Origin of the sequence: Acinetobacter sp. SM34 (assembly GCF_022012365.1) — a bacterium.
Lineage (GTDB): Bacteria > Pseudomonadota > Gammaproteobacteria > Pseudomonadales > Moraxellaceae > Acinetobacter.
The window spans coordinates 308897-319873 of sequence record NZ_JAKLTP010000001.1 but is presented as its reverse complement, the minus strand read 5'-3'; the positions used below and the strand labels follow the sequence as shown (position 1 = coordinate 319873).

The window sequence follows — 10977 nt, the reverse complement described above, 5'->3', positions numbered from 1 at the left end:
TTTCCAATCATGCTTAATCAATTACACCGTTGCGATTAAACGACGGCAATTTAAATCCAGGTTCTTTATGCATCCACTTATAGAATGCACGACCTGTTAGGTTTTGCTCTGGTACAAAGCCCCAAAAACGACTGTCAGCACTTTGATCGCGATTATCCCCCATCGCGAAGTAATGACCTTTGGGAACTTTTACCTCCCAATATAAACCATTTTCAGATGAATATTTACCATTTTCAATATAGTTAATAAATGGCGCCTGACGTGCAACATTTACACCTTCAAGCTCACGCATCTTAAATGTGTGTTTACCCAATGTTTCTTGATGATAAATTGAAGTAGGCGTATCCAGAATATCTTTTTCGCGACTAAACTCCACCGGAACTTTCGCCACTTTTTGTCCATTAATACTCAGTTGTCCATGATCATAAACAATGTGATCACCTGGCAAACCGACCACACGTTTAATATAACTGATGGTCGGTTGTGGCGGATAACGGAACACGATCACGTCACCACGTTCTGGTTCACCCACGTCAATGACTTTGGTATTCACAATTGGCAAGCGAATACCATAGTTAAATTTGTTGACCAAAATAAAATCACCCGTTTCTAAAGTCGGAACCATGGAATCGGAAGGAATATTAAATGGTTCATACAGGAATGAACGTAGCACCAGAACCACTGCCAGAACTGGCCAGAAGTCATATGCCCAGGTGATGATGAAATTTTCATTACCCTTGCCTAGCGTTTGTCTTTGTTTAAATACAAACTTATCCAGTAGCCACACCAAAAAGAAAATCAGTGTGACGGGTACAAGGATTAAATTAAAATCAAAATCCATGAGCTAAATGACCTCTTTTATTATCTTTCTACTTTTAATACGGCAAGGAACGCTTCTTGTGGGATTTCAACACTCCCCACCTGCTTCATACGTTTCTTACCTTCTTTTTGTTTCGACAGAAGTTTCTTCTTACGCGACACGTCACCACCATAACATTTTGCCAATACGTTTTTACGCATCGCTTTTACAGTAGAACGGGCAATAATTTGCGCCCCAATCGCAGCCTGAATAGCCACATCAAACATTTGACGCGGAATCAGCTCTTTCATTTTTTCAACCAGTGCAATACCACGATGACGTGCATCCTGACGGTGACAAATCATTGCTAAAGCATCAACTTTCTCACCATTAATTAACACATCAACCTTAACCAGAGATGAACTCTCAAAACGGACAAAGTTATAATCGAGTGATGCAAAACCGCGTGAACATGATTTCAATTTATCAAAGAAATCCATGACCACTTCAGCCATTGGAATTTCAAAAGTAATCGAAACCTGATTCGCCATAAACTTCATGTCTTTTTGCACACCACGGCGCTCTACACATAAAGTCATCACATTGCCTAGATACTCTTGTGGTACTAGGATATGACACTCAGCAATAGGTTCACGCAAATCTTCAACCGTTGAACCATCAGGCATTTTTGATGGACTGTCGATATAAACTGTATCGCCATTCTTCATCACCGCTTCATAAATTACGGTTGGTGCAGAAGAAATGAGGTCAAGATCGTACTCACGCTCTAAACGCTCTTGTACGATTTCCATATGCAGCATACCCAGGAAGCCACAGCGGAAACCAAAACCTAAAGCATCTGAACTTTCTGGTTCAAAGAATAATGCCGAGTCGTTGATTTGCAGCTTATGCAATGCTTCACGGAACGGTTCAAAATCACTTGAATCAATCGGGAACAAACCAGCATAGACCTGCGGTTTGACCTTTTTAAAACCAGGCAAGATTGCCACGTCTGGTGTAGTCGCAAGCGTAATGGTATCACCCACTGGCGCACCAAAAATATCTTTGATCCCTGCAATAATAAAGCCTACTTCACCAGCTTCAAGCATGCCTGTTTCAGTATGTTTAGGATTGAAGATACCCACAGAGGTAATGATGTGCGCTTGACCTGTTGACTTAATCAACATTTTGTCGCCTTTACGCACACGCCCCTGTTTGATACGCACCAAAGACACAACGCCCAGATAATTATCGAACCATGAGTCAATAATCAAAGCTTGTAGCGGTGCATCACGGTCACCTGTAGGCGCAGGAATAACATTGACCAACGTTTCAAGCACCCCTTCAATGCCGAGGCCTGTTTTCGCTGAACAGGTTGGTGCTTCAGTCGCTTCAATCCCGATAATGTCTTCAATTTCCTGAATCACACGCTCAGGTTCAGCTTGTGGCAAGTCAATTTTGTTAAGTACAGGCAAAACTTCCAGGCCTTGCTCAATCGCGGTATAACAGTTTGCGACCGACTGTGCTTCAACACCTTGCGCAGCATCGACAACTAAAAGAGCGCCTTCACATGCCGCAAGCGAACGTGATACTTCGTAGGAAAAGTCCACGTGTCCTGGTGTGTCAATAAAGTTTAATTGGTATTCTTGACCATTTGGATGCGTATAGTACAACGTCACTGATGCCGCTTTAATGGTAATACCGCGCTCACGTTCAAGTTCCATAGAATCCAGAACCTGAGCCTGCATTTCGCGATCTTGCAAACCACCACAGGTTTGAATAAAGCGATCTGCCAGTGTCGATTTACCATGATCGATATGCGCAATAATCGAAAAGTTACGAATGTTTTTAATATCAACAGATTTTTTAGCTTGCGCCATGGGCTACCTTGAGAAAAAACACGCCATGCAACCAATAATTAATGCATGGCAAAAGCCGAATAGAAATTGCGTAGGATTATAGCAGATGGATTTTTCAATGTATTCTAAATAATGAGTTCCTTTTCGCTTTGTGCAGTCATTTTCAAAGCAAAGCTGGATTGAACTCATTTATTCAATTTGAAACCATCTTATCGTATTGGGTAAAATCTAGAGGATTCACCTGTTCCGATATCGGCTGATAGGCTTGGATAAATGTCGGAGACATGCGTTTTGGTCGGCCAGTAGCAATTTCCACACAGGCCCATTTCGTATTTCCCATAAACAGAACCGCTTGGTCGTGCGGACGGTAAAACACATATTGGCGGAAAGAATACAAGGCATTGATATCATCCAGCCAGGTACGCAGAATGATCTTTTCGCCTGCAAATGCCGCCTTACGGTATTGCACATGATGCTCTACTGCGACCATGGCATGTTTCAGTTCCAGATATTCATTCAAGCCCAAACCCAAGGCATCAATGTGTGCAGTGGCTACATCCTGCATCCAGTGCATATACACCACATTATTGACATGTCCCAAACGGTCAATATCTTTTGCTTGAACGGTGATTTCCAAATCAAAAACTGTGCTCATCTATTTCACTGATCCTTACGCTGTGCAAACATTACCTTCAAGGCCAGACAGTCTACGTAATTTTGGATGGCAGTAAAATTGCAAAATATAAAAAACCACTCCTCGAGAGAGTGGTTTTCATTTGATAGTCTAAGGTTATTCAATACGCATGCCTAAAATTGCGCGCTGATCTTGACGAATAATTGAAACCCGTGCAATTGAACCTTTTTTCAATTCAGACACAGATTTAATAAAATCATTACTATTCAAAATGGTTTCATTATTGATTTGAGTAATAATATCGCCTGCAATCAAACGCGATTGTGAAGCAATTCCCCCGCGCTTCACTTCCTGTACCAAAATACCACCTTTAATATTCAACTGCGTTTGTTCTGCAGCCGTTAAGTTACGAATGCTAACTCCTATAACAGGACCTTTTTGTTCAGCAACTTGTTCCACTTTCGCCGGGGTATCATCTGGAGCAGTGGTGAGTGTTGCTGAGATATTACGGGTTTTATCATCGCGTAAAACTTGCAATTGAATGTTTTGATTTGGTGTAGTTCGGTTTAAGTAATTAAGCAAATCCGAAGTTCTTGAAATGGGTGAACCATTATATTTCAAGATCACATCGCCCGACTTAAAGCCTGCTTTGGCTGCCGGGGAGTTGGGTGCAACCTGAGTGACCAGTGAGCCTTCAGGTTTAGACAGGTTATAAGATTCTGCAAGGGTACGATCGATGTCTTGCAACATGACACCTAAATAAGAACGTGTCACCTTGCCATTCTTTTTCAGCTGCTCCGCCACATCCATAGCTACATCAATCGGAATGGAGAACGACAGGCCCATATATCCGCCAGTACCACTAAAAATCCGCGAGTTTACCCCAACCACTTCACCATTCTGGTTAAACAAAGGACCGCCTGAGTTACCCGGGTTTAAAGCCACATCGGTTTGAATAAATGGCACCGAGGTTTCCCCCATCATGTTACGCATTTTCGCGCTGACAATGCCTGCTGATGCAGAATAATCAAAACCGAAAGGTGAACCAATGGCCAGTACCGGCTCTCCCACTCTGAGCCGATCGACATTACCGGTACGTAATTCAGGGAAATTGGAACCATTGACTTTTAGTAATGCCACATCGGTACGTGCATCGCTTCCGACCACCGTCGCATCAATTTCACGGCGATCATTCAACATAATAGTTACTTTAGAAGCATCTTCAATCACATGATGATTGGTTAACAGATAACCATCCTTACTGATAAAGAATGCACTGCCATAAGCTGTTTTATCCTGCTGATTTTGTTGCTGCGGAACAATCACTTGATTACCAAAAAAACGTTTTAAAATTTCAGGGATCTGTTGTTGGATCAGCTCTTCCTGAGTCATTTTTTTGACGACATTTACACTGACCACCGCCGGACTGACTTGTTCAACCAGATTAGAAAAGTCTACCGAAGAAGCTGCTTGTGTTTGCATAGCCGCCATTGTAAATACAGCAGCATACATTCCTTTTTTTATATCGCGATTGTTCATATAAAGCATGCACTCCATTCATTATAAGTATGCAGAGACAGTATTTAGCATAAAATATATCTGTCTTGGGTAATAATATGTTTGATTATATTTGTATAAACAACAGCTTAAATCTTTCTTAAAAGTTTGTTGCTTTATTACTTTTTCTCATCATACATTAGCATATTAGCCCTTGTCTTTTGATCAAAAAAGCGGTGTTATTAGCAAACTTTTTTCGAATTAGCTGATGGACATGTCTAATTTAAATACAACACATCATTTTGACGTGATCATTGTGGGTAGTGGTGGCGCAGGTTTGAGTCTGGCCTTATCATTACCCGATCATTTCAATATTGCTGTTTTGGCCAAATCGACACTCACCGAAGCCAGTACTTTTTATGCGCAAGGCGGCGTTGCTGCGGTTTTAGATGAAACCGACTCCATTGCACAGCATATTGATGACACCATGATTGCAGGTGCACAGTTATGCGAACGTGAAGCCGTCAAGCAGACTGTAGAAGGCGGCAAACCTTCGGTCGATTTTCTGTTAAAGCATGGCGTGCAATTTACCTTAGATGAACAGGAACAACTGCATTTAACCCGTGAAGGTGGACATTCACAGCGCCGTATCATCCATGCTGCAGATGCGACCGGTCGTGCCATTTCAACCACTCTGGTGCAACGTGCCCGTGAAAAGCAAAACATCACGATTTTTGAAAACTATATTGCCATTGATTTAATTACTTCAAAAAAACTCGGTCTGAAAGATCAAACTAATCGTGCCCTGGGCTTATACGCGCTCGATGAAAAGACTGAAAAAGTCCATACCTTCTTGGCACCCTCTACCGCATTGGCATGTGGCGGGGCCATGAAAGCCTATCTGTATACCTCTAATCCGGATATTGCGACCGGTGATGGTATTGCCATGGCCTATCGTGCCGGTTGCCGGGTTGCCAATATGGAATTTAACCAGTTCCATCCAACCTGCCTGTATCATCCGCAAGCACGTTCCTTTTTAATTACCGAAGCCATGCGTGGTGAAGGGGCTTATTTACGCTTGCCTGACGGTGAACGTTTCATGCTGCGTTTTGATGAACGTGCGGAACTGGCACCGCGTGATATCGTGGCACGTGCCATTGACTATGAAATCAAGCGTTTGGGTATCCGTCATGTCTGGCTGGACATTACCCATAAAGATGAAGCGTTTATTAAAGAGCACTTCCCGACTCTCTATGCACGGTTACTTGAACTAGGAATCGACATTACCAAAGAAATGATTCCAGTGGTTCCTGCAGCCCACTATACCTGTGGCGGCGTGGTGGTTGATGAAAATAGCCAGACCGACATCGAAGGTTTATATGCCATTGGTGAAACTTCTTATACCGGCTTACACGGTGCTAACCGAATGGCCAGTAACTCACTTTTAGAATGTTTCGTCTACGGCATGAGTGCAGCAAAACATATAGAAAGCCTGTTCAATCCGGATTATGTTTCTCCTGATGCGCCAAGCTGGGATGACTCCCAAGTTATGAATCCGGATGAAAATGTCGTTATTCTGCAAAACTGGGATGAACTGCGTCAGACTATGTGGAACTACGTGGGGATTGTACGAACGACTAAACGTCTGCAACGTGCCTTACATCGTATCGAAATGTTGAAGCGTGAAATCACTGAATATTATCAGGATTACCATGTCAGCAAAAACCTGATTGAACTGCGTAACCTGGTACTGGTTTCAGAGATGATTGTGCGCTGTGCCATGGAACGCAAGGAATCACGCGGTTTGCATTACACTCTGGATTATCCAGAGCTTGGGCCTGAATTGCGTAAAACGGTACTGACTCCACCCAACTTCAAAGTGGAAACTCCGTTGGTCAATGTAGATGCTTAAACCCGTCTAGTCTAAATAAAAAAGCCGAACATCTTTGTTCGGCTTTTTCAATTTGCATGATATCTCTTTATTGCCGGGGTGGTATGGAATAAGTACCCACTGCATGTGCAATGGGTTCATCTAAATTGATGGAATATAACCATACATCACCGACAATGAGGGCCTTACCCACTTTCATTAATTGGCAAACTGCACGAATATCCTGTGCTGCCGTCGGTTTTCTTAAAAAATTAACGGATAAACTGGTCGTGACAGCCAGCGCAACGATACCGATTTCACCCAGTATCGCAATATAAAGTGCATAATCGGCAGCGGTCATCATGGTCGGACCAGACACCGTTCCACCCGGTCTTAAATCTGCACTCCCCACATGATAAATAATGGATGCGCCTTTTTCAGTGACTGTTTCTATTTCGCATTTTTCCAGGCTTTGCGGAAATTCACGTTGCAAAAACTCAATAATTTCGGCTTTATTACTTTTCATTGTTTATAAAAAAATCTTCCATAATGTTGCTCACTATAGAAGATTTTTCATTTAAACCCAATTGCTGGGGATGACTACACCGATTGCAAACACGCGAGTGCCTGAGTGAATACCTGTTCTGGTGTTTGGGTGGCATCCAGACGTTTAATCCGTTCCCCCTGCTGTTGCCAAAGCTGCTGATAACCAGAGCGTACTTTCTCAAAGAACGTGGCTTTCTCCTGCTCAAAGCGATCTAGCGCACCCCGTGCACGTGCGCGTGACATCCCCAGCTCAGTCGGCGCATCCAGCCAAAAAGTGATATCAGGCATATGCGAGACAAAATTTACATTTAATAAAGCCAGTTTTTCTTTGCTTAAGCCACGCCCTGCACACTGATAAGCAAAACTTGCATCGGTAAAACGGTCACACAGTACTGTTTTACCTGCCTTCAATGCCGGAACAATCACCTGCTGTAAATGCTGTGCACGTGCCGCATACATTAAAAGCAGTTCTGTGTCATTCGACATGCTTTCTTCATGGTTGACTGACAACAGCAGGGAACGGATTTGTTCTGCCATCGGCGTACCACCCGGCTCACGCGTCAGTACAACTTCATGACCTTGCTGTTGCAGATAATCATAAATTTTACCAATGAGTGTGGTTTTCCCGACACCTTCAGTGCCTTCAAAACTAATAAACATCCCCACTCCTTAATTTTTTGAACGAATTACAGTTAAATATTCTTGCACAGCACGATTATGGTCTTGCAAATTACTAGTGAATTTATGCCCCCCATTCCCCGTTGCAACAAAATAAACGTTATTCGAGTTATCTGGATGCATGGCGGCTTCAATCGCCTTTTGACTTGGCAAAGCAATCGGTGTTGGCGGTAAGCCATTGTTGGTATAAGTATTATAAGCTGTTGGCGTACGCAAATCGGTGCGGGTGATATTACCTGTATAACGATCGCCCATGCCATAAATCACGGTTGGATCGGTTTGCAGACGCATGCCTTGTTGCAAGCGACGGATAAATACTCCTGATACCTGATTTAACTCACTATCCAGGCTGGTTTCTTTTTCCACAATTGAAGCCATAATCAACGCTTCATATTTATCCTTATAAGGTAAACCGCTGGCACGATTGGCCCATGCCGCATCCAAAGCCTTCATTTGACGTTTATATAGATCGGTCAAAATCTTTTTATCGGTTTCACCTTTGGCAAAGAAATAGGTATCTGGCGCAAACAGCCCTTCAGGATGGTTAAATGGAATATTCAAGGCTTTTAACATTTGATCTTGCGGAAGATTCAACACTTCTTTAGTGACCAAATCATCTTTCTTTAGAAGTTCAATTAACTGTTTAAAGGTCGTACCTTCAATCACCAGAATGCGGTTCATCTGTGCATTTTCAGCATTCGAGACCAGTTCCAGCACTTCACGTACCGACATGCCTTGACGAATTTCATAAACACCAGCTTTCATGCTGTCATGAATCATGATTTTTTGATAAAGCTTCAAGATAATAGGAAAACTAACCTTATCTTGCTGAGCTAGACGGTCAATAAAGCCTGAATAACTGTCACCATCTCCAATCGCCAGCATTTGCTTTTCACCTTGCACCGGATAGGACTTGAACAAGCTGGTAGCCAAGATGACTGCAAATAATACCGTCAGACCTGCAATTAAAATAAGGATGCCTTTTAAAGGAAATCCTGATGCAGTTTTATTTTTCGATTTTTGCTTTTTGCTAGACATATTAATGAATCTGATTCAATTGAAGGATATTAAAGAGTTCAATACACGGCTGAATATTCAACGGTTGCCGGTTAAGTTCAGTCACAGCTTTCATAGGACTTAAGGCATTACAAAAAAACAGGCTTTCAAATTTTGAAATATCTTCCATCTCAATAAAACGCTGTTCACAGTGAATGCCCTGCTGCTGCATGCGGGATAAAATTTCGGCCCGCATCACCCCATGCACGCCATTATAACGGAGTTCTGGCGTAACCCATGAATTGTTTAAACGAATGAAACAATTACTGCTTACGCCTTCAACAACAGTGCCTTGTACATCGGTCACCAAAGCTTCTGCCCATCCGTGCTGATCAGCTTCATGTTTTAACAATACCTGTTCCAGACGGTTCAGACTTTTCAAACCGACCAGATTGGGCATGCTCAGCCCCAATGCTTGCTGTAACACCCCGGATTTAATTTTCTCTATCTGAAAATCATCGACTGCTTGGGGATAAAAAAACACCCAGACATCTGCCGGATGATCAGGCAGGCTATAACCACGTTGTCCCTCACCGCGACTGATGATGATTTTTAATGTGCCATTTAATTCAAGAAACTGCTGTTGCAGTAGAGCCAAAGTTTTTCCAATGCAGCTTAAATCTGCCTGCAACATCAGCCGTTCACAACTTAACTGTAGCCGTGCCCGATGCAGGCTTTCAAGTTCAATCTTGCCATGTCGCACACGCGCAGTGGTAAAACAACCATCACCATAATGGAAGGCACGATCCAATAATGAAATTTCGTTGATTTGCTGTGCATTTTTAAAACATGGCATAGGCAAATATCCTGTAAATGATGACTTAGTTTAAGAACAGCCGCCTTAAATTAATAGCTTTTTTATTCATATCAAATTCGTTTCTTATTATTTTTTCAACAAAAAAGATAAGGCTATGCTTGGCTCCGTTACGAAACATTAATAATTCAAATTCAAAGGATAGCAAAATGCGCTCACTAAAAATCGGGGTTTTAGCAGCTCTTATTTCAGCAACATCTTTTACTGCACTGGCAAAAGACTTTTTAAACGTTTCCTATGATCCAACGCGTGAATTATATGAAAACTACAACAAAGAGTTTGGCGCATATTGGAAGAAAACCACCGGCCAAGATATTAATTTTAAACAGTCACACGGCGGTTCTGGCAAACAGGCACGTTCAGTGATTGATGGTCTGGGTGCCGATGTGGTGACCTTGGCACTTGCAGCAGATATTGATGCCATTGCAGAAAACTCGAATCTGCTGCCAAAAAACTGGCAGAAACAGTTCCCGAATAATTCAACACCCTATACTTCTACCATCGTATTTTTGGTACATAAAGGTAACCCGAAAGGCATTAAAGACTGGGGCGATTTAGTGAAAAATAATGTCGGCATTATTACCCCAAACCCTAAAACTTCTGGCGGTGCACGCTGGAACTACCTGGCAGCATGGGCTTGGGCAAAACATCAGCCAGGCGGTAACGATGCCAAAGCACAGGAATTCGTACGTCAAATCTATAAAAACACCAAAGTACTTGACTCGGGTGCACGTGGTGCAACCACCACATTTGCTGAACGTGGCATTGGAGATGTATTGCTGGCCTGGGAAAACGAAGCTCATTTAGCGATCCGTGAACAACCGGGCAAGTTCGAAATTATCACACCGTCGTTGTCTATTTTGGCCGAACCCCCTGTGGCAATTGTAGAGAAGAATGCACAGAAAGACGGCAACCTGAATTTAGCCAAAGCTTATCTCAACTATCTGTATTCACCTGCAGGTCAAACCATTGCTGCCAATAACTTCTACCGTCCGCGCAATGCAGCAATACTGGCAAAACATAAATCCGTATTCAAACCGTTGAAACTGGTCACCATTAATAAAGAATTTGGCGGCTGGACCAAAGTTCAAAAGCAGCATTTTGAAAATGGCGGCGTATTTGACCAGATCGTAAAAGCCAATAACACCAAATAATCTCAGTCAAGTAAACAAAGCATCAGTTTTATTCATAAGACTGGTGCTTATTTTATGAACCCAGCCCCAT

Annotated in this window: 10 protein-coding genes; 2 read left to right on the top strand and 8 right to left on the bottom strand. The window is 42.6% G+C overall.

All coding sequences use genetic code 11. The features are described from left to right. Positions 1-13 precede the first annotated feature (13 nt). The 4 genes from lepB to LZZ98_RS01480 all read right to left on the bottom strand — a co-directional run bounded on the left by lepB (position 14) and on the right by LZZ98_RS01480 (position 4831). Positions 14-841 carry a signal peptidase I gene (gene lepB, locus LZZ98_RS01495; protein ID WP_237786352.1) on the bottom strand — a complete coding sequence of 276 codons (828 nt, stop codon included), beginning with the start codon at positions 839-841 and terminating at the stop codon, positions 14-16. A gap of 20 nt (positions 842-861) precedes the next feature. Beyond that, positions 862-2679: a translation elongation factor 4 gene (gene lepA / locus LZZ98_RS01490; RefSeq protein WP_237786351.1), complete on the bottom strand. Its 1818-nt coding sequence runs from the start codon at positions 2677-2679 to the stop codon at positions 862-864. Positions 2680-2851: 172 nt separating this feature from the next. Further along, positions 2852-3313, bottom strand: coding sequence for an acyl-CoA thioesterase (locus tag LZZ98_RS01485; protein ID WP_237786350.1), 462 nt, complete (start codon positions 3311-3313; stop codon positions 2852-2854). Positions 3314-3448: 135 nt separating this feature from the next. After that, entirely contained in the window at positions 3449-4831 is a 1383-nt protein-coding gene (locus LZZ98_RS01480; RefSeq protein ID WP_237786349.1) for a Do family serine endopeptidase, read from the bottom strand. Positions 4832-5057: 226 nt separating this feature from the next. On the opposite strand from LZZ98_RS01480, the gene nadB reads away from it, so the two are divergent. Then, positions 5058-6701, top strand: a complete 1644-nt coding sequence (nadB, locus tag LZZ98_RS01475; RefSeq protein WP_171264014.1) for an L-aspartate oxidase — start codon at positions 5058-5060, stop codon at positions 6699-6701. A gap of 67 nt (positions 6702-6768) precedes the next feature. Here the strand turns inward: nadB and LZZ98_RS01470 are convergent, their stop codons facing one another. From LZZ98_RS01470 to pabC, 4 genes are all read right to left on the bottom strand, one after another. Further along, a complete protein-coding gene (locus tag LZZ98_RS01470) occupies positions 6769-7185 on the bottom strand; it encodes a PaaI family thioesterase (protein WP_237786348.1) in 417 nt (138 codons plus the stop codon). Between the two features lie 74 nt (positions 7186-7259). Then, complete coding sequence (gene tmk / locus LZZ98_RS01465) at positions 7260-7865, bottom strand: dTMP kinase (RefSeq protein WP_237786347.1); 606 nt, start codon at positions 7863-7865, stop codon at positions 7260-7262. Positions 7866-7874: 9 nt separating this feature from the next. Beyond that, positions 7875-8921, bottom strand: a complete 1047-nt coding sequence (gene mltG / locus LZZ98_RS01460) for an endolytic transglycosylase MltG (RefSeq protein ID WP_237786346.1) — start codon at positions 8919-8921, stop codon at positions 7875-7877. Between the two features lies 1 nt (position 8922). Next, a complete protein-coding gene (gene pabC, locus LZZ98_RS01455; protein WP_237786345.1) occupies positions 8923-9735 on the bottom strand; it encodes an aminodeoxychorismate lyase in 813 nt (270 codons plus the stop codon). A gap of 167 nt (positions 9736-9902) precedes the next feature. On the opposite strand from pabC, the gene LZZ98_RS01450 reads away from it, so the two are divergent. Next, positions 9903-10907, top strand: coding sequence for a sulfate ABC transporter substrate-binding protein (locus LZZ98_RS01450; RefSeq protein ID WP_237786344.1), 1005 nt, complete (start codon positions 9903-9905; stop codon positions 10905-10907). Positions 10908-10977: the final 70 nt, after the last annotated feature.

Coding starts and splice junctions, on each gene's coding strand:
- mltG (WP_237786346.1), bottom strand. CDS start 8,921: ATGTCTAGCAAAAAGCAAAAATCGAAAAATAAAACTGCATCAGGATTT.
- lepA (WP_237786351.1), bottom strand. CDS start 2,679: ATGGCGCAAGCTAAAAAATCTGTTGATATTAAAAACATTCGTAACTTT.
- tmk (WP_237786347.1), bottom strand. CDS start 7,865: ATGTTTATTAGTTTTGAAGGCACTGAAGGTGTCGGGAAAACCACACTC.
- LZZ98_RS01485 (WP_237786350.1), bottom strand. CDS start 3,313: ATGAGCACAGTTTTTGATTTGGAAATCACCGTTCAAGCAAAAGATATT.
- pabC (WP_237786345.1), bottom strand. CDS start 9,735: ATGCCATGTTTTAAAAATGCACAGCAAATCAACGAAATTTCATTATTG.
- LZZ98_RS01470 (WP_237786348.1), bottom strand. CDS start 7,185: ATGAAAAGTAATAAAGCCGAAATTATTGAGTTTTTGCAACGTGAATTT.
- LZZ98_RS01480 (WP_237786349.1), bottom strand. CDS start 4,831: ATGAACAATCGCGATATAAAAAAAGGAATGTATGCTGCTGTATTTACA.
- nadB (WP_171264014.1), top strand. CDS start 5,058: ATGGACATGTCTAATTTAAATACAACACATCATTTTGACGTGATCATT.
- LZZ98_RS01450 (WP_237786344.1), top strand. CDS start 9,903: ATGCGCTCACTAAAAATCGGGGTTTTAGCAGCTCTTATTTCAGCAACA.
- lepB (WP_237786352.1), bottom strand. CDS start 841: ATGGATTTTGATTTTAATTTAATCCTTGTACCCGTCACACTGATTTTC.